The 26,136-nt window shown below is 62.5% G+C and carries 22 protein-coding genes, 2 tRNA genes and 1 pseudogene; 15 read left to right on the top strand and 10 right to left on the bottom strand.

Translation table 11 applies throughout. The annotated features are described in order from the left end of the window. The first annotated feature begins 66 nt into the window (after positions 1–66). The 6 genes and pseudogenes from fdhE to NKJ12_RS05510 all read left to right on the top strand — a co-directional run bounded on the left by fdhE (position 67) and on the right by NKJ12_RS05510 (position 5,716). Positions 67–987, top strand: coding sequence for a formate dehydrogenase accessory protein FdhE (gene fdhE / locus NKJ12_RS05535; protein ID WP_352701535.1), 921 nt, complete (start codon positions 67–69; stop codon positions 985–987). Between the two features lie 7 nt (positions 988–994). After that, a complete protein-coding gene (gene selA, locus NKJ12_RS05530; protein ID WP_352701534.1) occupies positions 995–2,416 on the top strand; it encodes an L-seryl-tRNA(Sec) selenium transferase in 1,422 nt (473 codons plus the stop codon). Next, the gene (locus tag NKJ12_RS05525) at positions 2,403–3,194 is read left to right on the top strand and encodes a tetratricopeptide repeat protein (protein ID WP_352701533.1); all 792 of its coding nucleotides are present in this window, start codon (positions 2,403–2,405) and stop codon (positions 3,192–3,194) included. The genes selA and NKJ12_RS05525 overlap by 14 nt, the downstream gene beginning before the upstream one ends. Next, positions 3,191–5,026: pseudogene (gene selB, locus NKJ12_RS05520) on the top strand (selenocysteine-specific translation elongation factor); the annotation flags it as partial. The gene NKJ12_RS05525 and the pseudogene selB, both read left to right, overlap by 4 nt. Before the next feature lie 123 nt (positions 5,027–5,149). Continuing rightward, positions 5,150–5,245: transfer RNA gene (locus tag NKJ12_RS05515), tRNA-Sec, on the top strand. Between the two features lie 162 nt (positions 5,246–5,407). Continuing rightward, positions 5,408–5,716 (top strand): hypothetical protein, encoded by a 309-nt coding sequence (locus NKJ12_RS05510; protein WP_352701532.1) that lies wholly within the window; start codon positions 5,408–5,410, stop codon positions 5,714–5,716. 607 nt (positions 5,717–6,323) lie between these two features. Here the strand turns inward: NKJ12_RS05510 and NKJ12_RS05505 are convergent. The 3 genes from NKJ12_RS05505 to NKJ12_RS05495 are packed head-to-tail and all read right to left on the bottom strand — an operon-like array spanning position 6,324 to position 9,419. Beyond that, the gene (locus tag NKJ12_RS05505; protein ID WP_352701531.1) at positions 6,324–7,196 is read right to left on the bottom strand and encodes a carbohydrate ABC transporter permease; all 873 of its coding nucleotides are present in this window, start codon (positions 7,194–7,196) and stop codon (positions 6,324–6,326) included. After that, positions 7,193–8,083, bottom strand: coding sequence for a carbohydrate ABC transporter permease (locus NKJ12_RS05500; protein ID WP_352701530.1), 891 nt, complete (start codon positions 8,081–8,083; stop codon positions 7,193–7,195). The genes NKJ12_RS05505 and NKJ12_RS05500 overlap by 4 nt, the downstream gene beginning before the upstream one ends. A 43-nt stretch (positions 8,084–8,126) precedes the next feature. After that, positions 8,127–9,419: an ABC transporter substrate-binding protein gene (locus tag NKJ12_RS05495; RefSeq protein ID WP_352701529.1), complete on the bottom strand. Its 1,293-nt coding sequence runs from the start codon at positions 9,417–9,419 to the stop codon at positions 8,127–8,129. A 445-nt stretch (positions 9,420–9,864) separates the two neighbouring features. On the opposite strand from NKJ12_RS05495, the gene NKJ12_RS05490 reads away from it, so the two are divergent. Genes NKJ12_RS05490 through NKJ12_RS05480 form a run of 3 tightly spaced genes read left to right on the top strand, consistent with a single transcriptional unit; the run spans position 9,865 to position 12,335 of the window. After that, on the top strand, positions 9,865–10,740 hold the full coding sequence (locus NKJ12_RS05490) for an ROK family protein (protein ID WP_352701528.1): 876 nt from the start codon (positions 9,865–9,867) through the stop codon (positions 10,738–10,740). After that, positions 10,737–11,507, top strand: a complete 771-nt coding sequence (locus NKJ12_RS05485; protein ID WP_352507657.1) for a GntR family transcriptional regulator — start codon at positions 10,737–10,739, stop codon at positions 11,505–11,507. The genes NKJ12_RS05490 and NKJ12_RS05485 overlap by 4 nt, the downstream gene beginning before the upstream one ends. A gap of 36 nt (positions 11,508–11,543) precedes the next feature. Then, complete coding sequence (locus NKJ12_RS05480) at positions 11,544–12,335, top strand: sugar isomerase domain-containing protein (RefSeq protein WP_352689879.1); 792 nt, start codon at positions 11,544–11,546, stop codon at positions 12,333–12,335. A 91-nt stretch (positions 12,336–12,426) separates the two neighbouring features. On the opposite strand, the gene NKJ12_RS05475 is transcribed toward NKJ12_RS05480, so the two are convergent. The 4 genes from NKJ12_RS05475 to NKJ12_RS05460 form a co-directional block, all read right to left on the bottom strand. Beyond that, entirely contained in the window at positions 12,427–14,448 is a 2,022-nt protein-coding gene (locus tag NKJ12_RS05475) for a CHASE2 domain-containing protein (protein ID WP_352701527.1), read from the bottom strand. A gap of 15 nt (positions 14,449–14,463) precedes the next feature. Continuing rightward, positions 14,464–15,276, bottom strand: coding sequence for a FecR family protein (locus tag NKJ12_RS05470; protein WP_352701526.1), 813 nt, complete (start codon positions 15,274–15,276; stop codon positions 14,464–14,466). A gap of 11 nt (positions 15,277–15,287) precedes the next feature. Further along, positions 15,288–16,256, bottom strand: coding sequence for a hypothetical protein (locus NKJ12_RS05465; RefSeq protein WP_352701525.1), 969 nt, complete (start codon positions 16,254–16,256; stop codon positions 15,288–15,290). 786 nt (positions 16,257–17,042) lie between these two features. Then, complete coding sequence (locus NKJ12_RS05460; RefSeq protein ID WP_352701524.1) at positions 17,043–18,230, bottom strand: magnesium transporter; 1,188 nt, start codon at positions 18,228–18,230, stop codon at positions 17,043–17,045. 421 nt (positions 18,231–18,651) lie between these two features. Between NKJ12_RS05460 and NKJ12_RS05455 the strand changes: the two genes are divergently transcribed. Next, a complete protein-coding gene (locus NKJ12_RS05455; protein WP_352701523.1) occupies positions 18,652–19,032 on the top strand; it encodes a hypothetical protein in 381 nt (126 codons plus the stop codon). Between the two features lie 357 nt (positions 19,033–19,389). Here the strand turns inward: NKJ12_RS05455 and NKJ12_RS05450 are convergent, their stop codons facing one another. From NKJ12_RS05450 to NKJ12_RS05440, 3 genes are all read right to left on the bottom strand, one after another. Then, positions 19,390–19,764 (bottom strand): hypothetical protein, encoded by a 375-nt coding sequence (locus NKJ12_RS05450; RefSeq protein ID WP_352701522.1) that lies wholly within the window; start codon positions 19,762–19,764, stop codon positions 19,390–19,392. Positions 19,765–19,907: 143 nt separating this feature from the next. Then, positions 19,908–19,982: transfer RNA gene (locus NKJ12_RS05445), tRNA-Gln, on the bottom strand. A 122-nt stretch (positions 19,983–20,104) separates the two neighbouring features. Continuing rightward, positions 20,105–20,449: a VOC family protein gene (locus NKJ12_RS05440; protein WP_352701521.1), complete on the bottom strand. Its 345-nt coding sequence runs from the start codon at positions 20,447–20,449 to the stop codon at positions 20,105–20,107. A gap of 185 nt (positions 20,450–20,634) precedes the next feature. On the opposite strand from NKJ12_RS05440, the gene ppdK reads away from it, so the two are divergent. The 5 genes from ppdK (at position 20,635) to NKJ12_RS05415 (ending at position 26,098) form a co-directional block, all read left to right on the top strand. After that, a complete protein-coding gene (gene ppdK / locus NKJ12_RS05435; protein ID WP_352701520.1) occupies positions 20,635–23,310 on the top strand; it encodes a pyruvate, phosphate dikinase in 2,676 nt (891 codons plus the stop codon). 72 nt (positions 23,311–23,382) lie between these two features. Further along, positions 23,383–23,568: a hypothetical protein gene (locus NKJ12_RS05430; RefSeq protein ID WP_352701519.1), complete on the top strand. Its 186-nt coding sequence runs from the start codon at positions 23,383–23,385 to the stop codon at positions 23,566–23,568. 142 nt (positions 23,569–23,710) lie between these two features. Then, positions 23,711–23,893 carry a hypothetical protein gene (locus NKJ12_RS05425; RefSeq protein ID WP_031194824.1) on the top strand — a complete coding sequence of 61 codons (183 nt, stop codon included), beginning with the start codon at positions 23,711–23,713 and terminating at the stop codon, positions 23,891–23,893. Between the two features lie 175 nt (positions 23,894–24,068). Continuing rightward, positions 24,069–24,236, top strand: a complete 168-nt coding sequence (locus tag NKJ12_RS05420) for a hypothetical protein (protein WP_352701518.1) — start codon at positions 24,069–24,071, stop codon at positions 24,234–24,236. A 758-nt stretch (positions 24,237–24,994) separates the two neighbouring features. Further along, positions 24,995–26,098 carry a glycosyltransferase family 9 protein gene (locus NKJ12_RS05415; protein WP_352701517.1) on the top strand — a complete coding sequence of 368 codons (1,104 nt, stop codon included), beginning with the start codon at positions 24,995–24,997 and terminating at the stop codon, positions 26,096–26,098. The last annotated feature ends 38 nt before the right edge of the window (positions 26,099–26,136 follow it).

Below are 26,136 nucleotides of genomic sequence, written 5' to 3'. Positions count from 1 at the left end.
TTTCGTGGAATTGCTCTGGAGCAGTATCAAGCCGACCACGTGGCCCGTGAGGTTCGTGAGGTTGAAATGCCAAAGCAACAAGATCCGTCACGCCCTGACCCGACTGTAATCGGCGAGGTCTCGGCCCCACCCTTTGCGCGCCTGCCTGATCCGCGGACCTTGTTCATTCGCCGCTCAGAGCGATTGAATGTGTTGGCGGATGACCACCAGCTCGGCCCCTATCTCCGCTTCCTCGCTGCACTGGCGGATGCGCAGCACCGCATCCAGGACGGATTGCCGGATGTCGAATTGCCGACCGCGGAGGCGCGCGAGCGCGCACGAACCTTCAGTATGCCGCCGCTCGATCGCAACCAATTCACTTCGGATGTCGCCCTTGCAATGACGCTCGGCCGCCTGTTCGAAGTGGCAGCCACGATCGAAAAACCCGAGGCGGCCGCAGCCGCCTTGGACAGGCTCGCGAATATCGATGCGTTCGGGGTCGAATCCATGGTGCGCAATGTGCTCACCGATGCGATCCCAATGAACGCGCTTGCCGAGCATGTCTATGTCGCGGCCGCGCTGCAGGTTCACTTCGCCCGCCTCGCGGCATGTCTCGACAGCTCGAAGCTGGTTCCGGTTGCCGACGGCGCCTGTCCGGCCTGCGGTGGGCCGCCCGTATCCTCGATCATCGTCGGTTGGCACGGCGCACACGGGGCGCGGTTCTGCGCCTGCGCGCTGTGTGGAACATTGTGGAACCACGTCCGCATCAAATGTACGCTGTGCGGCTCGACCAAGGGGATAGGCTATCAGGAAATCGAGGGAGGCTCTGGCACGGTCAAAGCCGAGACCTGCGATGCATGCGGCAGCTATGTAAAGATCCTATCCCAGCACAAGGATCCGGCTCTCGATCCGGTCGCCGACGACGTGGCGACGCTCGGCCTCGACCTGCTCGTCCGCGAGGGTGGCCATCGCCGCGGATCGTTCAATCCGTTCCTGGTTGGCTACTGACAATACGATGACTGCTTCATCCGCAAACCCTTTACGCAATCTTCCGTCGGTCGACCAAGTGCTGAGGACCCCGCTGGCGGTGGCCGCAATCGAGCGCTTCGGACGGCAGGCCGCGACGGAGGCCATTCGCCGAGCCGTCGCCGATGCGCGAATGGCCTCCCGCAATGCCGGAGCGATCGTGCCGGAGGCAAACGATCTTGCCGGCGACGCACTTTTGCAGCTCAGGGATGGCGAACGACCTTCCCTGCGCCCCGTTTTCAACCTGACCGGAACGGTGCTGCATACCAATCTGGGACGTGCCCTCCTTGCGAAGGAGGCGGTCGATGCTGTTCGGCTGGCAATGAGCGAAGCGGTGGCTCTCGAATTCGATGTCGAGAACGGCGGGCGCGGCGAACGGGACGATCATCTTCGATCGCTCGTTTGCGAGCTGACCGGAGCCGAGGATGCAACCGTCGTCAACAACAACGCGGCCGCCGTCCTTCTCGTACTCAACACGCTGGCGCTCGGTCGCGAAGCGATCGTTTCGCGGGGCGAGTTGATCGAGATCGGCGGCTCTTTCCGAATGCCCGAGATCATGACGCGCGCCGGCGCCAGGCTTGTCGAGGTCGGCACCACCAACCGCACCCATCGCAAAGACTATGTCACGGCGATCGGCCCGGAGACCGGGCTCATCCTCAAGGTGCACACATCGAACTACCGGGTCGAAGGATTCACGGCAGAGATCCGGGCCCCCGAGCTCGCTGCAATCGCCAAGGCGCATGGGATGCCGCTGGTCCATGATCTCGGTTCGGGCACGCTGGTCGATCTAGCCCGCTACGGCCTTGGGCGCGAGCCGACCGTGCGCGAGGCGGTCGCCGACGGCGCCGATCTCGTCACATTCTCCGGCGACAAGCTGCTCGGCGGTCCGCAGGCGGGTTTCATCGTCGGCTGCAGGGACCTGCTCGCAGCGATCCGCCGCAACCCGATGAAGCGGGCGCTCAGGGTCGACAAGCTTCGTTTGGCCGCGCTCGAAGCGACGTTGAAGCTCTACCGCGACCCAGACCGCCTGGCCGAGCGCCTGCCGACGCTAAGGCTGCTCTCGCGCTCGGTGAGGGAGATTGCAGCGCAGGCAAAGCGCCTTGCTCCCCTTGTTGCTGACGCCGTGGGCGAAGCCTTTGCGGTCGACACGGTGGAGTGCCGGAGCCAAGTCGGATCCGGCGCGCTCCCGCTCGAAACTGTGCCAAGCGCCGGGCTTGCACTCAAGTCGCGCTCAGGGAGCGGCCGGGCGCTCGAAGCGCTTGCGGCTGCGCTGCGTGGGCTGGGCGTCCCCGTGATCGGGCGCATCGAAAACCAGGCGCTCGTGCTCGATTTGCGCTGTCTGGAAGACGAGGCGAACTTCATCGCCAATCTTGCCGGCTTAAATCCGGGAGGAACCGATGCGCTGGCTTGATCGCCTTGCGCGCCGCCCAGCCGAGACGCCTGTGGCCGCACGCATGACCGAGGCCCTCGAAGCCGCGCGGCGAGGCGACCATGCCGTGGCTCTCTCCATATGGGAGCCGCTCGCTCACCGGGGCGTTGCCCGCGCTCAGAACGATATCGGCGCCTGCTTCGCCGAAGGGCTCGGCGTCAAGCGTGATGCGGAAATGGCCTTTCGCTGGCTGGCGCTCGCCGCCGAGGCAGGGGATCCTGTCGGGCAAAGGAATTTGGCGTCGCTTTATTTCCGCGGCGAAGGCGTCGAGCAGGACCTTCGCCGGGCGGCCGAGCTCTATCGGGCCGCAGCGGAAACTGGCGACGGACCGGCGCAGGATATGCTGAGCTGGATGCTGCTGGAGGGCGAAGTGATGCTTCCCGATGTCGGCGAGGCGCGACGCTGGGCGCTTGCCGCGGCCGATCAAGGCATCGCATCCGCGATGACCCGGATCGGCATGCTTTATCACAATGCGCTCGGCGTGCCGCGCGATCCCCACGAGGCTGTCCGCTGGTGGCGCCGTGCTGCCATGCGAGGAGACGCCGAAGGGCAGGCAATGCTCGGTGCCGCCTGCCATCTTGGCTCGGGCGTGCCGGCTGACGCGGTCGAGGCGCTGGTTTGGCTCCTGCGTGCCCAGGCAGGCGGCAGCGCCCTTGCCGGCCGCTATCTGGCTGCGGTGCGGGCCGAATTGAGCGCGGGCGATGCCGCCGAGGCCGAGCGTCGCGCCGCCGCGCCGTGGCCGGAGGCCGCATCATCATGATCGTTGGCACGGCGGGACATGTCGACCATGGCAAAACTGCGCTGGTGCATGCGCTGACCGGTATAGACACCGATCGTTTGCAGGAGGAAAAGACACGCGGCATGACGATCGATCTCGGCTTCGCCTATTTGCCGGTGCCGGGTGGGGACAGCATCGGTTTCGTCGATGTTCCCGGGCACGAGCGCTTCGTACACACGATGCTGGCCGGCGCCAGCGGCATCGACTTCGTGTTGCTGGTGGTGGCCGCCGACGACGGCGTGATGCCGCAAACCCGGGAGCATCTCGCCATCGTCGATCTGCTCGGTGTCAAGCGCGGCGCCGTCCTGCTCACGAAATGCGATCTGGCCGGTCCCGAGCGCCGTACTGCGGTGACGAACGATATCCGCTCGGTGCTTGCCGGGACGATGCTTGCCGAGGCCCACCTGATTCCCGTCTCGGTCGTTACAGGCGAAGGTATCGATGAACTCAGGTATCTCTTGTTCGAGGAGGCGTCGCATCTTGCCCGGCGTGCAGTTTCGGGCCGTTTTCGATTAGCGGTGGACCGCTCGTTCACGCTGCGCGGCGTGGGCACCGTCGTGACGGGCACCGTGCTTTCGGGTTCTCTCGGTGTTGGCGACAACGTGGTCGTAAGCCCGTCAGGATTGCTTGCGCGGGCTCGATCGATCCACGCCCAGAACCGGCCGGCCGAACGCGGTCGGGTAGGAGACCGCTGCGCGCTCAATCTGACCGGCGAAAGGGTTTTCAAGGAGGCGATCCGGCGCGGCGACGTGATTGTCGATCCGGAGCTTCACGCGCCGTCGGACCGGATCGATGCAAGCCTTCGCGTTCTGCCGGGGGAACGCAAGCCGATCGGCCAATGGTTTCCGGTGCGGCTCCACCATGCCGCGACGGAGGTCGGGGCACGCATCGTACTCCTCGGAGACGAACCGATCGGGCCTGGCGGCACGGCCAATGTTCAATTGGTGCTGGACAGTCCGATCGCGGCTGCTGCCGGCGACGTTTACGTGGTGCGCGACACCTCCGCGCAGCGAACCATCGGCGGCGGACATTTTCTCGATCTGCGGGCGCCCAGCCGCAAACGCCGCGCGCCGGAACGGCTGATCCAACTCGATGCCCATGCGCTATTGGCGCCCGAACTGGCCGCCGCCGCACTCCTTGATGCGCCCCCCCACTATTTCGACCTGAAGGCTTTTGCGCGCGACAGGGCGCTTAGTGACTGCGAGATGGAAGGCCTGATCGATGAACTCGGGCTTATCCGTTTTAAGGTCGGAGAAATGCTTCTCGTGCTGTCGCCGGAGCGCTGGTTGCGATTTAAGCGCGACTTGGCCGCGACCCTGGGGACCTTCCATGCCGACAATCCGGATTTGCCCGGCGTAGGAATGGAGAGACTGCGTATTGGGCTTGATCCACGTCTGCCGGCCTCCTCTTTCATAGCAGTTCTGCGGAGCCTTTCGCACGCTGGAGAAGTTGCCTTGGACGGCGCCTGGGTGCGACTACCCGGTCATGAGGCGCACTTGACGGCAAAGGATGAAAATCTCTGGCTACAGATCCAGCCTCTCATTGGCGGACCCGAACGATTCCATCCGCCGAGGGTGTGGGATATTGCCGAGGTGCTGGGCTCGCCGGACACCGAAATCCGCCGGCTTCTGAAGCTTGCCGGCCGCATGGGGAAGGTCCACGAGGTCGCTCATGACGACTTCTTCCAGCGCGAGGCATTGGCGCAAATCGTCGAGATCGCGCGCGACCTCGCTGCGTCGATGCCCACAGGGCAGTTCACCGCTGCTCAATTTCGCGATCGCGTGGGCAGCGGACGCAAGGTCGCCATCCATATCCTCGAATTTCTCGATCGGCACGGCGTGACGCTGCGGCGGGGAGACTTGCGCCGTCTGAACAGGCGCAGGCTGGACCTGTTCCGCCTGACAGGCGAGGGTGAGCCGCCGATGGCGCAAATTTCTGGAGGAGCATCGTCCCCGGTGGGGCGTCCGGACTTCAAATCCGGGAGGGGCCGCGAGTCGGTCTCTGGTGGGTTCGACTCCCACTCTCTTCCGCCATCCTAGTGAGCCAAGATGAACCCGACGGCTTCCTTTCTGAATGACCTGAAAACGACGGCTGAGACCGCCAGGACAACCGAGGCAAGCTTCAGGCGACAAGCGGCCAATCAGATCGCGGTTCTGGAACAGGAGCGCGCTTTCGCCTTCAGGCGGCTCAACCTCATGCAGGATATCTCCGACGCCGTGGCCTCGGCCGAAAGTGAGGAGATCGCTGTGGCCAGCGCTTTGGCCGTCTTGCGCTTGCGGCTCGGCTGGAATGCGGACAGCGAGGCGCGCACGGAAGCGATCACGCATTTTGGCCCGGTTGCGCTTGCGTTGTTCCAGGCCGCGAAGTTGCCCGACGTCGAACCCGCCACCAATATCGGCGAGGCCCTTGCGATTTTTGAGCATTGGTACTCCGAATCCCAGGGATCGCCGTTCTGGGCGCTGTTCGAGCACCAGATCGTTGACACGCCGCTGGTCGACTTTTGACCGACGGACTTTTCGGCATACCCGGATGTGGAAGCAGAGAGCGCAACGTCGCTTTACCGACAAGATACGGTAACTGGCGCCTCGGCCACCGCCGTAAGCAACTGCTTTGGGCGCGGATGCCGGAAGGCGTTCACTCCCATGACAGACGCGGCGTAGTGCGGTCGCGTGGCCAAACGGCCATGCCGGTGGCGAAGGACATCGGCCGCTTCCAGCTATATCAGCATGAGAGCGGCGTACTGCATGGTCAGATCGAAGCCTCTACCCGAAGCCAGGGCGAGCGATACCGCCGCCGCCGGACCGCCCAGCGGCAAGCGCGTCTATGATACGGCCCCAGACACCAGCCCGACGCCACCTAACGAAGTGGTTGTAGCAAGTGGCAATATCCCGCTCCTTGGGTGATGAGCACAGTTACATATATAGAAGCATAACCAATATCATCACAGAACCCCTTGAGGGGGCTGCGCTGGATAAAGGTAGGCAGCGGGGGAATTCGCGTCGGATTCGCCGATAAACAGATAGCTTCAGAACGCGGCTATCAGCGTAGCTCCGTTATGCGCACCAGCGCGTCCCAATGACAGCCGGGCGGATGCCGGCAGTGCCGCCGACGCTATCCCTTGATCGCCGAACCGACGATCGAATCCACGAAGAAGCGCTGCAGGAAAACGAACAGCACCAATGGAGGCAGCACAGCAAGTGTGGCGCCGGCCATCACCAGTCCAGTATTGAGGGCGCCTCTGTTGTAGCTGAGCAGGCGGCTGAGGCTGATGACGATCGGATAGTCGTGTGCATTACCCTGTAGAACCGTCAGCGGCCAGAGATAGCTGTTCCAATGATAGACGAAGGCAAACAGCGCCAATGCTGCGATCGCGGGCGCCACGCTCGGCGCGACGATCTTGAACAGGATCACAAGTTCCGACGCCCCATCCATCCGTGCCGCGTCGATCAAATCGTCCGGCACGCCGGCGATGAACTGGCGCATCAGAAAGATGCCGAAGGCATTGGCGAGATTGGGCACGATGATGCCGGCAAGGCTGGCATTCAGGCCGATCGATCCGACGAGCCGGTACAACGGGATCAGCGTGACGATCGGCGGCAGAAACATGGTGGCGATCAGCACGGAAAACAGCAGCGAGCGACCGGGAAAGTGGTGCTTGGCGAAGGCGTAGCCAGCCATCATGCTGGTGACCAGAATGCCTGCGGTGGTGATCGAGGCGATCACCAGCGAATTCCACATCGAGCGGCCGACATTGATGACGCCGGAGACTTTCTCATAGGCTTCGAGGCTCGGCGTGCGCGGTATCCACACCGGCGGCACCTGCATGGTTTCGGCCGGCGTCTTCAGGCTGGAGAGTACCATCCACAAGAGCGGGAAGGCGGAGGCCACGGCAACCAGCAGCATCAGCGTGGCGAGCAGGGCTCTGCGGCCCGCCAGGCGTTTGCGCGCCCACAGGCTCGATCCTGAGCGGCCCCGCGCGCTCATTGGTCATCCTTCCGGTTGGCAAATGCAAACAGCGCGCACACAACGACGATCAGCGCCAACATCAGCATCACCGCCATGGCCGAGCCCAATCCGCCTTGCGCGCGCTCGATGCCGACACGGCGGATGTGATAGGTCAGCACGTTGGTCGAGCCGACCGGCCCGCCTTGGGTGATCAGCGCGACCGGCTCGAATACCTGCACGGCGTTGATGATGGCGATGACGGCGCTGAACAGAAGCGTGCGCCGCAGTAGTGGCAAGGTGATGAAGCGGAACTGTTCGCGCCGGTTGGCGCCGTCCAGAGTCGCCGCCTCATAAAGACTGCCCGGGATCTGGGTCAGCCCGGCAACCGCCAGCACCGTAAAATAGCCGATCTGCTGCCAAACATTGAGCACGACGATCGAGATCAACGCCGATCTTGGCGAGGACAGCCACGGTTGCGGGCCGATACCGGCCAGGCCGAGTATCTGGTTGAGGGGCCCTTCGCTCGGCGAATAAAGCTTCGACCAGACCAGCGTCACGGCGATCATCGGCACCATGTAGGTGGAAAACAACACGGTCCGCAGCGCCGCGCCGCCTGCGACATCGCTCTGGTGGACCAACAAGCCGAACACTACCGAAAGGGGCAGGATGAGCATCATCGACAATGCCGTGTAGATCGCCGTGTTGAGCAGTGCTCGCTTGAAATCCCGCCCGACCGAGGTCGGTCCGAATATTGCGCGAAAATTGTCGAAGCCGATGAAGCTCGCACTGGAAAAAGGTGTTTGCGTCGACCAGTCCTGGAATGACAGCCAGATGGTGAGCAGCATCGGCAGCAGGATGAAAACGCCGATCAATGTCACGGCGGGCGCCAGCATGATGCCCGCCGAGGCACGATAGGTCTTGATCATCGCTCTGCTTCCAAAGCGTCGGGCTCACGAAACGGCGCCTTCGCTATTTGGCGGCACGCTCCAGGATCGAGACGGCATCGGCCTGCGCGTTCGCCTGCGCATCCTTGGCCGAGAGCTGCCCATACTGCAACGCCTCGAGCGTCTGCTGGAGCGATTCGCTGAACTCCTGCCCTCCCGGGACGACAGGGAAGGGCTTGGCGTCGGCAAGCACGCTGACATAGCCGGACAGGAACTCGGAACCGAGCTTGTCCTTGTGGGCTTCGATGTCGGAGGTCCGCGTCGGCAGGATGCCCATCGACATCAGAATATCCGACATTGCCGAGGCGCCGTTCTTGCCGGACTTCGGACTGTTCAGCCATGCCAGGAAATCCCATGCCGCTTTTTGCTCGGCCTGACCGGCATTGGCGTTGACGACGGTCATCCACGAATAAGAGATCGAGTGCGGTTTGTCGCCGCTCGGGCCGACCGGGATGGGTGCGGTGGCGATATTGGAGAACTTGTCGCCCATGCCGCTCTTCAATGCGCTTTCCCACCAGTTGGCCATGATGATCATGCCGGTCTTGCCGGAGACGAAATTGTCTAGGAAGGGGCCGGTGGTGTTGGCGTCGGCGGTGGCCATCGCCGGATCGCTGGCGCCCGACTTGATCAGATCCTCGTAGAGCTGGAAAGTCTCGCCGGCTTGAGGACTGTTGAGCATCGGTTTGCCGTCCTTGACCAGCTCGCCGCCATTGGAGACCAGCAGCGAGGCGAACGGGTGGACGACGCCAGCCGCCCAGGAGTTGATCATGCCGAAACCTTGCTGGCCGGCGTCTTTCCGGGTCAGCTTCTGGGCGGCATCCTTCAATTCGGACCAGGTCTTCGGTGCGGCCGTAATGCCGGCCTGCTTAAACAGCTCCTTGTTGTAGTTCAACGCATAGACGTCGATCTCGTTTGGAATGCCGTAGAGCGTGCCGCCGACAGAGGCCGCACTGACGACACCGGCCGGCCACGCACTCTTGACCTCGCCGGCAACCGTATCGGGGGCCGGCGCGACCAGCTTGTCTCGCGCCAGTTCGGGCAGCCACAAATCGTAGATGCCGCCGATCGTCGGCCCATCGGAACTGCCGCCCTGGGAACGCAGTGTCGTCAGGAGGTCGCCGAAGGGGACGGCGCGGATGGTGACGGTCACATCCGGATTGCTCTTGGCGTAGTCCTTGGCCGCGGCGTCCAGCAAAGCGACCGTTTCGGGCGACCAGTGGGTCAGATAGGAGATGCTGACCGATTGCGCCCATCCAGCGGTGGGCGAGGCTAGTAGCCCTGCAGCCAATGCCAGTTTCGAAATCCAAGCCAAAGACATCCGGGATCCTCCGCGTAGGCGCACAGCGATATGAACGACGTTATGACAACTTGAAGCAACGATGCAAGGGCTATCTTCGCGGAGAGTTCCTGGCCGGCGCCGTGGGCGATTTCTTATCTGGCCTGTGAGGGAGAGATATGTCATTGAAAACAGATAATTAGCTGCGATAGCTAGGGTTGTTTATCACTGCCGGAAATGCCCAAACGTGCCGCAAGAGCTCTTGCGAACAAAGTCATGTCGTTATAATGACACTTACCCCGCCGCAAAGGAAGCCGATGTCGAATGAGAGACGGATCATGGTTCATCGACGCGCTGCGCCCAGCCTGATCGGCGGCTTCGCCGTCGCGTGCACCGGGGTCTGTATCGCACTGCCGACCAGAGCCGACGACACCGTGAGGAACTGGCGCGCCGAGGACCGGGCGGCTGCCAATCGGAGCCGCTCTCGATGACACGCGTTCTGGCCATCGATCTTGGCGGCACCAATTTGCGCGCCGCAATCCATACCGGCGATGTTCGCTGGCTGGAGATGCTCAGCCGCGAGCCTGCGCCGGCAAGCCTTGATGCCTTCGTCGCCCGTATCGGCGCGTTGCGCGCCGAGGCCGGTCCGGTCGACGCCCTTGGCCTGGCGGTGCCGGGGCTTGTCGAAGGCTCGGTCTGTCACTGGGTTCCGAACCTGTCCTATCTCGACGGTGTCGACATCGCGGCGTTGTTTCCTCGTCTGCGCTTGTCCGTTGGCAATGACGCACAGATGGCCATGCTGGCCGAAGCGGTCGAAGGTGCTGCAAAGGGCCTGTCCGATGCCATCCTGCTGGCGATCGGCACCGGCATCGGCTCCGCCGTTCTGGCCAACAACCGCATCGTCGCCGGCGCACGTGGCGGCGCCTGCTCATTCGGCTGGGCCTGCGCCGAGATCGAGGATGAAGGCGAGGACCGCAGCGGCTGGCTGGAGCGCTTCGCTTCCGGGCGGGCGTTCGACGCCGCGGCACGCCAGATCGGGCTGGCCAATGGCGGCAGGCTGGTCGAGGCGGCCCGGGCTGGCAAGACGGCCGCCCTTGACGTATTGGAGCTGCCGGCGCGCCGGCTGGGCACCGCCCTTGCGGGTGCGGTCGCGCTGCTCGATCCCCAGGCAGTCCTGATTTCCGGCGGCCTTGCCGATGCGCTGGACGTGATAGGGCCGCCGCTGCTTGCGGCATTGCGGCGTCAGCTGCCGCCGCATCTGCGCGGCGTCGTTCTGCGGTCCGGCGAATTCGGCTCCCGCGCCGGTCTCGTCGGCGCCTCTCTGGCCGGTCTCGCCGGAGCACAGTGGAGGCAGATAAGATGAGCGAGCCGAGCTTCCAGCAACCCGATCGCCGAAGGCCCGAGCCGCTCTGGTATCAGGTGGAAGAGGCCATCCGCGCCATCGTCAAGAGTGGCGAGTGGGCAACCGGCGACCAGATTCCGGCCGAAGACAGACTGTGCGCCCTGTTCGGGGTGAGCCGCATCACGCTGCGCCACGCGCTGCGCAATCTGGAGGAGCACGGGCTGCTCAGGCGCGAACATGGCCGTGGCACCTTCGTGCGCTCCACCACGCTGGTCGCCGGCACCCGCGAACTGACCAGCTTCACGCAGGAAATGGGCAATATGGGCGTGGTCGCGGGCTCGCGCTTGCTCGACTGCAGCCTGACCACCGCCAATGCCGCCGCGGCCGGAGCGCTGGAGATCGAGGAAGGCGACCCGGTGGTGCGCGTCCGCCGGCTCAGGCTCGGCAACAACGAGCCGATCGGTATCCAGACGGCGCAGCTCTCGGCCGCGCGCGTGCCCGGCTTTCTCGATGCCGGCCTGCTGCAGGGCTCGCTCTACGAAGCGCTGGAGCGCCATTACGGCATCGTGCCGGTCGCGGCACGCGAAAACTACCGTGTCGGTGCGGTCGGGGCGGCGGATGCCGAGTTGCTCGATCTGCCCGCGGGGAGTCCCGCTTTCGTGGTCGAGCGCATCACCACCGACGAGCGCGGCCCGTTCGAATTCACCGTCTCGGTCATGCGTGGCGACCGCTACGAAATCCGCTCGACGCTGCGTGCCGGTCGCGCCGCGCCAACCGCAAGAAGCTGAGCCATACCCAAGCCGACCCATAACAGGAGTACCGACGTGTCCGATCTTTACATACCTCGCCTTGCCGCCCTCATCGAACAGGCCTCGAAAGCCAATGCCGAAGCTTTTGGTGAGGCGGCCAGCCGCTTTGCCGACACACTCGAGAGCGGTGGCTTGGTTCATCTCTACGGCTCTGGCCACTCGGTGTTGCCGGTTCAGGAAGTGTTTCCGCGCTACGGCAGCTATGTCGGCTTCAATCCGCTGACCGACCCGCGTGTCATGTGGCATAATGTGCTCGGCGCCGGCGGCGTGCGCGAACTTCTGTGGCTGGAGCGGACCGAGAAATACGCCGAGAAATTCCTAGATCACCAGCCGCTCAACAAAGGCGATTCGATCATCATCTTCGGCCACAGCGGCCGCAATTCGTCCGGCATCGACACCGCGCTTTACGCGAAAAAACGCGGCATCTTTGTCGTTGCGGTGACCAGCAAGAACAATCTCGACAAGCCGGCGACGCACTCTTCCGGCAAGCGGCTTGCCGATGCCGCCGACCTTGTCATCGACACCTGCTCGCCGATCGAGGATGCCATCGTGCCGGTCGAGGGCTGGAGCCGGCCGGTCTCCGGTTCGTCGACCGTGCTTGCGATGATCCTGGCGCATGAGTTGATCGCCCGCACCGCCGAGGCGCTTTCGAAGCGCGGCATCGAGCTGCCGGTCTTCGCCTCGCCGACGATTGCCGGCGTCACACTGCACGACACCGACGTCATTTATGGCGTCTATCGCGAGAGAATGCTCGAGGCGCAGAAGAAGCACCTACCGGCCTTCCAGGCAACCATGCGCGGCGAATGACGAACCGGGGAGGCCACGCAAATTTGCGAGGCCTCCCGAAGCGGGTAGTCAGGTCATGAGTGGGCGGCACCCCACGCACCGCTGGAGACGATCAGTTTCCGGGTGCAGGATCAGGAGCTGTTTTTGGGGACAGCGGTGAACCGTCCACCAGGGCTGGGCCGCCAGATTGCTCGCCATTCTGAATCGCTTGTTCGCGGCTCATGCCTTTGCGCATCTCCGGAACGGTGAAAACCGGGACCTCGCCCTTGAAACCCTGGAGCTCAAAGGCGCCCGCCTGGACAACTGGCATCGATGCTCCCTTCGCAAAGCCGGGACCAAGCACCAGGGGGATGCGCAGCTTCTTGGTCGTCGATTCGAGCCGTGCGGTGCGGTTCACCGGCGAGCCGATCGCGGTGTAGTCGAAGCGCCGTTCGGAGCCGAAATTGCCTACCGAGCAGATGCCGGTCTCGATGGCGACGCCGATTGCGATAGAGGGGTGGCCGTCGGCGGTGAAAGCAGCGTCTTCGCGCTTTACCCGTTCTATCAGGGCTAGCCCCGCGTCGAGCGCGCGCTCGCGATGATCCGGCTGATCAAGCGGCGCGTTCCAGAAGGCCAGCACGGCATCGCCCATAAATTTGTCGATGGTGCCGTCGCGCTTGAGGATCTCATCGGTCGCAATGCCGAGGAAGTGGTTGACCACCTTTGCGATTTCCTGGGTATCGAGTTGTTCGCTCATCGTCGTGAAACCGCGTATGTCGCTGAGCAGGATTGTGATCTCGCGCTTCTCGCCGGACAGGATGGCTTCGGTGTCCGAGCTTGCGAGGCGCTGCACCACGGAAGGCGACAGATACTGGGAGAACTGCCGTGCCAGGGTGGACCGGCGCTGCTCGCTGCGCCTGTAGAGGACATAGCCTTCGAAGCCGGCTACCAGGATCGTCGCAAGCGCCGGCTGCAGCGGGTCATAGAGTGTACCCTGCATATTATATTCGAGAGCACCGAACACGAACGGCGTGACGGCCAGCAGCGCGAGAGCCAGGGCACCAAGCACGACACGTTCGGCGAGCATTCCGGAAAGCCCGATGAACATGATGGCAGTGAGGACAAACCAGAGCCGCTCCACCGTGCGCGCGTGCATTGGCTCCGCCAGGTAGCGCCCGGCAAGCAACTGGCCGATTGCATCGGCGTGGATGTCCGCGCCTGGTCGCGCTGGACGTGTCGGGGTGGGCAGGTACTGCGTCAGTCCCACGGCCGACAGATCGACAATGACAATGGCATCCCGCAGCCGCTGATCACTGTCGCCCGAAAGGATAGTGCTGGCAGATATGCGTGGCGTATCGGTGGTGGTTTCCCAGAGGCGGATGCTCCCCTCCGGCTCGAGCGGCACGATGGCACCGGCCATCCTGAGTGCATCGAACCCGGCGGCATTCAAACGGGCTATGTAGCCGTCCTGCCCGGCATAAAGGCGCAGGAGCTCGAGTGCGAAGGACGGCCACAACTGCACGCCTTGAGCGGTATTGCGAAGCCACAGCAGCGGCACATGGCGCAGTACGCCGTCGGGATCGGGCAAGGTGCGAATGACGCCGAGGCCCGCGGCGGCGTTCGAGAATTGGGCAAGCGAGCCGGTCAGGCCGGTGAAGCCGGGAAGTGTGTCGGGTACTTGCCCGACGATCGACCAGCCGGCCTTGGGCTCTGCTTCTGAAACTGTCGCCTCGTTGCCCAGGCTGACGGCAAGCGCCGTTCGGTTTTTGGCCAGCGCCGCTGCCAGGCGCTTGTCTCCGGCGATGCCCTCAGGCGAGGTGTCGGCCTCGGGCAGCACCAGCGCAAGCCCGATCACCGAGGCGCCGGATGCGGTGATGCCATCGACCAGATCGGCCAGGAGGCCACGGTTCCAGGGCCATCGCCCATGTGCCTTGAGGCTGGCGTCGTCTATCGAGACGATCACGACAGGATTGCTGGTCGCCTGGCGCGGGGCGAGAAACTGGTAGAAGTCGTAGGTACGCTCGCGCAGGCGCGACAGCGGCCCGTCGAAAGCCAAATGGCAAGCGAGCAGCAAGAGCACGACCAGGAGACCGGATATTTTGCGCCTGCCAGCTTGCCGCCAATCAGCCCAGCGCCAACCGACCAAGAGGCTCATGTCGTGCGGCCAGGCCTAATTGCAGTAGTAGCAGCAACCTTCACCCTCACACTCGCCATCATCCTTCACCCCGCCGCCCACAGGTGGCGTTAGGCTGTCGGGGAACTCCATGACCACTCCGGGCAATGCGCCGTCGGTGGACTCGCAGACTTTGAGCGAGCCGCCGAGTGCCGACGCACAAATCGCGCTTACATCCAATCCAGGACCCGGTGCGCCTGGCAGGCCGGTGCCGGCTATCCGGTCGATGCTGTCCAATATCGGGAAGGTGTCGATGCCGCCGTAGCCGGTCAGCAGCTTGCCATCGTCCGATGTGCAGGCGTAGCCCGGGTTTGTGATGACCAGCCGTTTGCCATTGATCGTGCAGGTCATGCGGCCGGCGCGCAGTATGCCGACGGTCTGGCCGGCTGCCACCAGCACTTCGATGATGCCGCCTCTGGCCCCGAGCACCATATGCGGCGTCGCAACCTGCATGACGCCGCCTTTCGAAACCTGGCCGCCATAAAAACGGGCCAGGCCGCTGTTCATCCCGATGTCGATTTTTCCAGATCCGGAGCCCGGATTGTAGACGAATTCATCGATCGTCAGGCTGGTGTTCGGACCAATCTTGGCGCTCGATTCGTCCCGGAACACCAGCATTCCAAGACCAGTGGGATCGCTGCGCAACTGATCGCCGAGTTCCACGCCGGCACCGACGTTCATTGTCCCGCCGTTGTTGCGGACGATGTTGGTCTGGTAGGCCGTCATCGACCCGATCGTTTCAGCGGCGGATGGTGCCGCGATGGCAAGGCAGGCGACAAAAATGGCGATCTGACGGTACGGGGTCCTCATCGCGGCCTCTTTCAATTGAGCGTCAACGTGTAGCTCATGAGCATTTCGAACGATTTCCGGTCGCGGTTGGCGATGTCGAAGTTGGTTTCGCGATAGGCGAGATCGACGCTGATCTTCTGCGACTCCGTCAGCTGAAAATCGCTTTCCGAGGCAATGCGCCAGAAGTCGCTCTTGATATTTGTGCCGATGCCAACGGACAGATCGGGAGTGTTGCTGTGGCCGGCCGAGAACGCGACCTGGTGCGACCATGCGAAAAGATCCGGTACGGTCATCAACAGGCCGCCATAGCGGATCTCGCCCGTGTAGCTGTGTCCGATTTCGCCAGATCCGGAGGCGAAGTCATTCGAGCCGACAAAGCGCAGTCCGAGCGCCTGGCCATTGCGGAAGCGGTAGCTGCCGCCTGCCTCATAGAAAACCCTGCTATCGGCGAAAATGCCTTGCGAGGCGCTTAGATCGATGTAGCCGCCGCCTGCAAAAAGCGTCGTCTCGACGGTCGGGCGCACAAGAAAGCGTCCACTGAGGCCGATGCCGGTTTCTTGGATGTCGCTGTCGAAACGATCTGTAACGGTAAACGCCGAAAGTAACAGGCGCAGCGAATCGATCCCACTATTGGGCAGCCCCTTGTCCCAGGTGATAGCGGCGTTGCCGTGGACAAAAGTCTCCTTGCTGCCCGGAACCGACAGGTCTTCCGTGAAAAAGCGCTGCGTCGCCGTCAACGAACCCGAAAGGACGAGGGCGTCGGCACTTGGCGTGCCGAGGTCCCATCGCACAAAGCCTTCCGCCCGCCCATAGGGCGAGACGAAGCTGTCGTCGTCCTGCGCCCCACCCGGCTCAAAATCGGTGAATGCGCTGAACACGCCGCCGGTCAGGGCGAGTTCCCAGGTGACGCCACGCAACGCGCGCTCGATGCGGGCAAGCAGGCGAGCAGCTTCCTGCTGCTCAGCCGCGGACAGCCCCCCAACCTCGATGCCGTACTGCACCTGCCGCCGGGCCAATTCATAGGAGCCGACATGATAGTACAAACGGCTGGCCGCCAGCCGGGCGCGCGCGTCGCGGGGATATTTGATCAGATACTGCTCGATCGAGGAGATCGCCTGATCATATTGTCCCGCGTTGACGGCAACCGTGACGAATTGGGCGAGCGTTCCGTTGTCCGACGGACTGCCGATGCGGGCTGAAAAAGCATCGTCATAGGCCGAAAAAAGACCCTGCGCGCCGGCCGGCAATGCGCCGCCACAAAGCAGCGCCGCGGCGCAGCCGACGATTGTTCGAAACGAAGATTGCATGCCGAGAACCACCCCAAACCCGACCAGTGCGAAGGACTTAGCACGACCACAAGAAAAAAGGCGACTGAACTTTGACGAAATCGTCCGAGTTTTCAACAGCTGTTGCAGCCGCGCAACAAACTATCGGGTTCATTCGTGCCCCTGCTGCGACGGCTGACCAAATATACTCTAAGCGTTGCTGTAAAGGATTGAAGTATTCGGCACCGGTGGCAACTAACTCAAATTATCATCAATGATGGATCGCACAGTCGACAAGATTAATATTGTTTGCACGATTCTGCGCGTATCTGGCCGCCGCCTGACACGTATAGCTCATCCAAAAGGTCTTCCGTGGCGTTACGCAAGCGGTCGGAAAGCCGCAGGGCGATGCTTCTCGCAACGGCCTGCGCGATTACGCCTGGCCTTCGAAATTTCGTTGACCGCCGACGAGGTCAGCCTAGGAACCCCATCTACCAGGGACGCGTCACCGGACGCGCCTTGCTACAGCACGAGCATAGTGGCCAGCCCCAGCATCAGGCCCATGCCTACAATGTCGGTCACGGTGGTGAGAAAGATCGCCGAAGCGACCGCCGGATCGGCGCCGACCCGGCGCAGGCCCAGCGGGATCAGCACGCCGGAGATTCCGGACATGAGGCACGATCCGGACATGGCGAGCAGGATCACGAGTGCCAGCATGGGCGCCTGGGCCGCCGACTCCGGTTGCCGCGAGGCGTAGAACCACATCGCCGCAGCCGCCACAAGACCGACGAGCACACCGTTGGCGATCCCGAGCGCGCCCTCCCTCATCACCAGGTGCAGCTTCGATCGTTTGTCCACATCGCCAAGGGCAAGGCCACGCAGCGTCATAGCCAGTGCCTGGCAGCCGGTGTTTCCGCTCTGCCCGGCCAAGACCGGGAGGAATGCCGCCAGGGCGACGATCTTCTCGATCGTGCCTGTGAACGAGCTGACCACGAAAGCGGCCATGAAGGCCGTCAGTAGGTTGAGCTGCAGCCACGGATGCCGCTTCAAGAAGGCTGAAAACAGGGGCGTAAAAGAACGCTCCTCCTTCTGGACACCCACCATCTGGCCCGACTGGGCGGAAATCTCGATGATTTGCTGCTCGAACAGCCGCCAGCCGCGGACCTGCCCGAGCAGCCGGTTCTCCGCGTCCACCACGGGATAGACAGGGTAGTGACGGCGTACCGCCGCCTTGCATGCGTCGCTCAAAGAGAGATCGGCGGGGAGGGCGAACGGCTTCGGCAGCATGATCTGATCCACCGTGGCGTCCGCTTCGCTCAGCATCAGATCGCGCAGGACCACGAGGCCAACCAGTTTATCGCCCTGGTCGGTGATGTAGAGATAAGTGAGCTCGGTCGGCACCGGGGTGCGTCTGACGGCCTGCACTGCGGCGGCTACTGTCGTGCCGACGGGAACGCTGGCGGGAATCGGGTCCGTCAGTTCGATGAGCGACTCGGGGACCGCGACGTCCTTGCCATCGCCATGAGGCTTGACGGGCCGCATATGCGGCGGCAAATGCTCCGCCACCTTGCGGGCGTGCCGGTCTGGCAACAACTTTAGTGTGTCCCGGATGAACTCGGGAGACTCTCGGGCCAGCAATACCGCCGCGTCATCAGGTGCTCGAGCACGCAGCGTGCGTACCAGCCTCTCAACGTCGTTCTCTTCCTTCATCTGTTCCCCCAATTGCGAGTGTCTTGCCTCTGACGGTATGACACGGATCGGATCGCTCTGTCCTGGCGCAGTGGCCCATGCGCCTCGATCCGGAAACTTCGCCTCTTTGGGCGCCGAGTGGACCGAACCGAGACAGATCTGAGCCATTGCGGGGTGCATACAGGCGGGCTGTAACGTCAGAGTGTCGCCGAGAATTTGACGTGTTGCGAACTTCACCGGTCTTCCGGGCTTTGCGATCACGCCGCAGCAATAAGACTTAAACCCGGAAATTCTGCAGAGGCAGGATCGCGGGCGTTCGAACCTGATTGCCTCATCCGGCGCATCTTGCCAGGTTCACCAGCTATTGACGCCACGGCCGGTTGAGATCTGCGACTGCTTGCACAGAAGGATGTGGAGCACGAGTTCCTTCGAGGACGATTTCATGACGGTCTTGCACCAAGGCAAAAACTTCGGCAGGTTCGTTGCGTCTTGGGAGAGGGCAACAACAATGAAATTGTCTTGCGTACGCATGATGCCGGTCGCGGCAATGGTGATTTGCGCAAACTCGTTCGTTCCAACCGCCGCCCGCGCCAACTCGGTTGCCTTCGATCATGGATATCAGATGGCGGCTTATTTGTTTTGCTCTCAATCGATCTATAACGACAGACGTTTTGGCGACTTTCTTGTTGAGGATGGGAAGTATGACAAAACGAAAGAGTACAATCGTGGCGTTGCCGCTCTGAAAGCCGCGCTCAAAAGCCCCCAGCCTAGGAAAGTGTGCTTCGATGCCGCCCGCGCCAGCGGTTGGTGGACCGACCGCTGACGGCTTTACCATATAACTCCAGCCTCATCGAACTCGGCCTTGGTTGCTTATCTGCACGCTTGATTCTGCGTCTCCCGACGGCACGGGGAAATTACGGTGACAGCGCATTAGTTCTTCGCCGCCTACCTCATTTGTGGTTTGACGGGCTTTGCCGATCTGTCGGCGAAGCCTTCAGCCAGGAGGCATCGAAAGTCAGGACGTCGGTGACACGGCAATGCTCGACGAGGAACTGGGTCTTGGTAAGAGTGCACTGTCACCTAATTCACGTAATTCACCGTATTTCCTGCGCGCCTGCACACGGTAAATCCAAGCGTAGGTTAGGCGCTCCTGGCCCTTTCTTGGCCCCAAGGCAGACATTTACCGGTAACTATCTGGGTCCTTGGCCTTCGCGGCCTGGCAAGCAACCTTACTCAGAGCAGCCTTACGGCAAGCGCCTTCAAACACGCGGATAGCCCTCTCGAATTTAGCCGGATTAGGCACCAAGTGTTTATCTAGCCCGTCGTACAAAAGGATGGAGACAGCCATCATGGCTTTTCCACTTTCGCTTGGTCTCAGCGCCGGGCACCTTTTCAATACGCCATAGATGTTACCTGAAATTGCTGCAGCCCGATGCAATTTGCTACCTGACATACGTGCCAAGTAATTGATGTTTTGCTGCTCTCCCTGCCCGGCTGAAGCAGTCGATATTGTGAAGCAGATTGCTGCGATGACCGTTACCAAAATGCGGCTCAAACGTTCCCCTCTTCTTGCAGTCAACTCGCCCTACTAATCACCCCTTATCATAGCTTAGCCTGAGCCTCAAAAGCTCGCCAACCGACGCCAGCGGGCGCAAACGCCATTTTGCTCGATGTCTGCGGATCGGACCCCCGTACGCTTGGCTGGGGCGCCAGGATTCGAACCTGGGAATGTCGGTACCAAAAACCGATGCCTTACCACTTGGCGACGCCCCAACAGCCGGAGCGTGCCCGCTGTGCGCGCGGCCTTATAGGACGAGCCGCGAGAAAGCTCAATGCCGACATATCGACTATGCGCGACCGACCCGCCAGTTTTGCAGTCGTCACTTTGAACGGACCTATTCACCCCAAACCGCCATTTCATTGCCGGCCGGATCGACGAAATGGAACCGCCTGCCGCCGGGGAATGAAAAGATCGTCTTGACGACGGTGCCGCCGGCATTCTCGACGGCGCTTAGTGTTTCCTCCAGCCTTTCGGAATAGATCACGGGCAGCGGCTTGGCCGGCGCATCTTGGCCATCCGCCTGAAAACCGCCGTCCAGCCCTTCGGCAAAAGCTGAATAGGTCGGCCCGTAATCGGTGAACGACCATGAGAAGGCTGCGCTGTAGAAGGCCTTCACGCTGTCCAGCGTTCCGCCTGTCGCCGGCATTTGCAGATAATCGAGCTTTCCGGCCATTCTCATCGTTCTGCCTTTTGTTCTCGTTATGTTCTACAACAAAGCTTTCCAAAAGCAAGTCTTTTCTGTGCCGCTTTTCCTTAATCGATTGTAGAGGCCGGCCGGCTTGGCCGATGCCTTGCCTTTCGCACTGCAGCATCATATCGCTCGATTTGTCTGTATTTCCAATCTCCTGGAACCGGGGAGCAAGCATGACCAAGTGGGTCTACACCTTTGGCGACGGCGCCGCGGAAGGCCGTGCCGGCGACCGCAATCTGCTCGGCGGCAAGGGCGCCAATCTTGCCGAAATGTGCAGCCTGGGCCTGCCGGTGCCACCGGGGTTCACCATCACCACCGAGGTCTGCAACGCCTATTACGCCAATGGCCACGTCTATCCGGCTTCGCTGGAAGCGGACGTTGCGGTCGCCCTCGACCATATCGGCCGGCTGACCGGGCGCCGTTTCGGCGATCCATCGAAACTGCTTTTGGTGTCGGTGCGCTCCGGTGCCCGCGCTTCGATGCCCGGCATGATGGACACCGTGCTCAATCTCGGCCTCAACGACGAAACCGTGGAAGCACTGGCCGCCGATTCAGGCGATGCGCGGTTCGCCTATGACAGTTACCGCCGTTTCATCCAGATGTATTCCGACGTCGTCATGGGCCTCGACCATGAGGTCTTCGAGGAAATCCTCGAAGACCAGAAGGGCGGGCTCGGCTATGAGCTCGACACCGAGCTGACAGCTATCGAATGGCAAGGCGTGATCGCGCTCTACAAGGCCAAAGTCGAGGAGGAGCTTGGTAAACCCTTTCCGCAGGATCCGCACGAGCAGCTCTGGGGCGCCATCGGCGCGGTGTTTTCCAGCTGGATGAACAACCGCGCGATCACCTACCGGCGCCTGCACGACATTCCCGAAAGCTGGGGCACGGCAGTCAACGTCCAGGCCATGGTCTTCGGCAATATGGGCGACACCTCGGCCACCGGCGTTGCCTTCACCCGCAATCCGTCGACCGGCGAAAAGCAGCTCTATGGCGAGTTCCTGGTCAACGCCCAGGGCGAGGATGTCGTCGCCGGCATCCGCACGCCGCAGAACATCACCGAGGCGGCACGCATTGCCGCCGGCTCCGACAAGCCGTCGCTGCAGAAGCTGATGCCGGAGGCCTTCCAGGCTTTCGTCAGCGTCTCCGACCGCCTGGAAAAGCACTACCGCGACATGCAGGATCTCGAATTCACCATCGAGCGCGGCAAATTGTGGATGCTGCAGACCAGATCCGGCAAACGCACCGCCAAGGCCGCGCTAAAGATTGCCGTCGACATGGCCAGGGATGGACTGATTTCGAACGAGGAGGCCGTCGCTCGCATTGATCCGGCCTCGCTCGACCAATTGCTGCATCCGACGATTGATCCGAAGGCGGCGCGCGATGTGATCGGCGTCGGCCTGCCGGCCTCTCCGGGCGCTGCGACCGGCGAGGTCGTGTTTTCCTCGAACGACGCCGAGGAGGCCAAGACACAAGGCCGAAAGGCGATCCTGGTGCGCATCGAGACCAGCCCCGAAGACATCCACGGCATGCATGCGGCCGAAGGCGTCCTGACGACGCGCGGCGGCATGACCAGCCACGCCGCCGTTGTGGCGCGCGGCATGGGCAAGCCTTGTGTATCGGGCGCCGGCTCGCTGCGCGTCGACTACAAGGCCGGCACGCTGATGGCGATGGGCGCGACCTTCCGCAAGGGCGACGTCATCACCATCGACGGCGGCAACGGCCAGGTGCTGAAGGGCGCCGTACCGATGCTGCAGCCGGAACTCTCGGGCGATTTCGCCGCCATCATGGAATGGGCCGACGGCGCGCGCCGCATGAAGGTGCGCACAAACGCCGAGACGCCGCTCGATGCGCGCATGGCGCGCTCCTTCGGCGCCGAAGGCATCGGGCTTTGCCGCACCGAGCACATGTTTTTCGACGGCGACCGCATCGTTGCTATGCGCGAGATGATCCTGGCCGATACGGAAAAGGACCGTCGAACGGCGCTGGCCAAGCTGTTGCCGATGCAGCGCTCCGATTTCCTCGAACTGTTCGAGATCATGGCCGGCCTGCCAGTAACGATCCGCCTGCTCGATCCGCCGCTGCACGAATTCCTGCCGAAGACCGAGGAGGAGGTGGCCGAGGTCGCCGCTGCCATGAACGTATCGCCGGACAAGCTCAGGCGGCGCACCGAAGCGCTGCACGAGTTCAATCCGATGCTCGGCCATCGCGGCTGCCGGCTTGCCGTCTCCTATCCCGAAATCGCCGAGATGCAGGCGCGCGCCATTTTCGAGGCAGCGGTCGAGGCCGGCAGGAAGGCCGGCGCGTTGGTGGTCCCAGAGATCATGGTGCCGCTGGTCGGGCTGGCGAAGGAGCTCGAATTCGTCAAGGCCCGCATCGATGTCGTCGCCAAGAGCGTGATGGAGGAAACCGGCGTCAAGATCACCTATCTTACCGGCACGATGATCGAACTGCCGCGCGCCGCGATCCGCGCTCATGTCATTGCCGAGGCGGCCGAATTCTTCTCTTTCGGCACCAACGATCTGACCCAGACCACCTTCGGCATCTCGCGCGACGACGCGGCCTCGTTCCTAGAGACCTACCGGCAAAAAGGCATCATCGAGCAGGATCCGTTCGTGTCGCTCGACATAGAGGGCGTCGGCGAACTGGTACGGATGGCGGCCGAGAAGGGCAGGACGACGCGGCCCGACATCAAGCTCGGCATTTGCGGCGAACATGGCGGCGACCCGGCCTCGATCCATTTCTGCGAGAAGGTCGGCCTCGACTACGTCTCGTGCTCGCCCTACCGGGTGCCGATAGCCAGGCTGGCCGCCGCGCAGGCGGCGGTACAGACCGCGAAGCTGGGGGCTTGAAGATTGCTCCGCGCAGCAAGCGCAGGTTGATGTTTTCGACCCGCCGTGTGAAATGGGCGCGGGATGGTGAGCATGTCTGATGATGAACAAACGGCTGCGGCGCGCTGGACGTTGAAGTCCGAGCTCCGCGCCGTCGGTCGCGACAAGCCGCTGCTGCTGGTGCTGGCGGCGATCCTCTGCCTCTATTGTGCATTTGTCGCCGGACCGATCGTCTATGCGGTGCTGGCCATCAACGGCATTGCGGACTTCTTCAAATGAAGCCGGTTCCGGCGATCTCGCTCCCGTTCCGGCGTCCGGCGTCTGTCGGACCCGGAATTGCTTGGCCTGGACGAAAAATTCCTTAGCCGGGATGAAACTGTTCCAGTCTATCGTTCGTACCTTGGGGGGTACGGGAGGACAGGTGACGATAAGAATCAGGCTTCCGGGCGGGACTTTGAAGATCAAGAAACGCGACGAGCTGCGGCGGCGCGAGCAGAAGCGCGAGGTGCCGGTTTGGCAGGTCGGCAATTATTTCGTCATCTGGTGGCCGAGCGGCATGTCCGATCGCCCATCGTCGCCCAACAAGTCCTCGCCCAGGAAATAGCCCGGGCACCCGACGATCCCGACCCGGCACTGATGCCTCGGTGCTGGATCAGGAACCGCCGTGCGCGCCAAACTTCCGAGACCGCTCGACAATCCCAGAAATAGTCAGCGCGCAGGCGTTGACTCTTCCGCGATGGAAGGTCTTGATGCTGCATTGCACAATCAGGCGGGGACCGATGGCAGTACGTATCAGAATGCCGGGCGGTACGCTGAAGGTGAAAGTGTACCGCGAATTGCGCGATCGCGAGCGCGCCCGCCGCATACCTGTCGTCAAGATCGGTCGGATCTATTTCACTTGGTGGTCGAACCGCCAGCGACTGATTGACGATCAGCCGCCGGGGTGACGTCCCAATTCTTCCGACCTGGCATGCACCTGGGAAGGCTCCGCTCAGCCTCCGCAGGCGAGCTCGCAAAATAAGTCGATGATGCTGCTGTTGACTCTTCCGTAACGGAAGGTCTCTACTTACCGCATTGCACACTATTGCTGCGTTGCACAACGGGAGTTGGACCGATGGCAGTGCGTATCAGGTTGCTTGGCGGCACTCTGAAGATGAAGACCTATCGTGAGTTGCGAGCCCGGGAACGCGACCGCCGCGTGCCTGTGATGAAGATGGGTTCGCTTTATTTTGTCTGGTGGTCGACGTCTCAAGGCCAGGAAAGGCCACAGGGCAACTCTCGGTAAACTAGTGGGTCATTACAGCATGATTCCTAGGAGGCGCACACGACGGCGGAAGCCAGGTGGCAGTAGTCTGTCGTGAAGACGGGTCTGACCAATCTTGCATTTGACTGCTCGAGATCAACCGGTTGCTGGTACAGTGGACGTGACTCCTTCACGTGCCGTTACAGACGCGAAGCACGCACTGTGACCTTGCGCTTTGATGGCGCTTTTTGGGATCGCCGCGTCGACTTTGATCTGCTCAATCTGGAACAGGTGTGCCGCGCAGGCTGCAAAGACGGCCGCGGTACGCGTTGGAATCCACCCAGCATCCGACCTTACCGATTTGTAACCAAATTCACGCGAACGTGCGCGTGACGGCTCCAAATCCCGACATCGTTTCTGCCCAGTTTCCGGCTCCCGAACCCGCCCTGGTGCCAGAAACAGATGTTGCAGAACCAGCCCACGCACGTCCGCTCGATTCTCATCCTCCAGACGAAATTCATCGGCGATCTTGTCCTCGCCTCGGCGCTCGCCAGAAACCTGCGCCTCGAATATCCAAAGGCCAGGATCGTGTTCCTTTGCGAGGCGAGCTTTGCCAGTTTCCTGACGGCTCATGGCATCGCCTCGGACGTGGTGGCGTTCCGGCGCGCCCGGATGCGTGGCACCCCACTGGAGCGTGGTCGCGAGCTTTACGCGATGGTGCGCGCTCTGCGCCGGCTCCGGTTTGACCTGACCATCGACCTGGCCGATTCCAAAACCTCACGCATCATCGTCAGGCTCGTCAACGCCAAGACCCGCGTCGGATATGATCCTCCCGAAAAACCGTTGCGCTGGATGGAACGCCAGCCCGCCAACGTCCTGGCCAAGCCGTTTGGCTTTGGTGGTCAGCATTATCTCTACCGCTATCTTTCGCCGCTTGAGGCACTCGGCGTGGAGTTGCGCGCGCCGGTCCCAAAGATTGAGCCGCTGCCGCTGGAGACCGCCAAGGCAATGGCGCTTCTCGACCGGCATCATCTCCGGCGTAATGCCTTCATAGCCGTTCATGCGGGAGCGAGCTTCCGGGGCCGGCAATGGCAACCGGAACGTTTTGCGCTGGCGATCGACGAGCTCTCGCGACAGACCGGGTTGGACTTCCTGCTTGTCGGCGGCCCCGGTGAACGGGCATCCGCCGAGCGCATCGTCGCCAAGGCCGCTTCGCCGGTCGTCAACGTGGTCGGGGCGCTGTCGCTGGCAACGCTGCTGGCGGTCCTCGGCCAGGCACGCCTGTTTCTGGGGAACGAGAGTGGCCCGATGCACATGGCCGCCGCCGCGGGAACGCCGGTTGTCGGCCTCTTCGGCCTGACCGACCCCGCCGTCTGGGGTCCTGTCGGCGTGGCCAGTGATACGCTGCGGCCCTCCATGCCTTGCGAGTGCATAGCCAGGGACCTGTGCCGCCGTCCCGATCCGAGCAAGGCTTGCTGCGTCTGGCGACTAGAGGTCAAAGCGGTTGTCGACGCGGTGCGCGCGATCCTTTCACGTACGGTTAAGGACGTCGAGCACGCATTGTGACCTCGTGCTTGCCAAAGGTCAGGCTGGGGGTCAAATTG

Origin of the sequence: Mesorhizobium sp. M0195 (assembly GCF_040322115.1) — a bacterium.
GTDB lineage: Bacteria > Pseudomonadota > Alphaproteobacteria > Rhizobiales > Rhizobiaceae > Mesorhizobium.
This window is presented reverse-complemented; position numbering and strand designations above follow the sequence as displayed.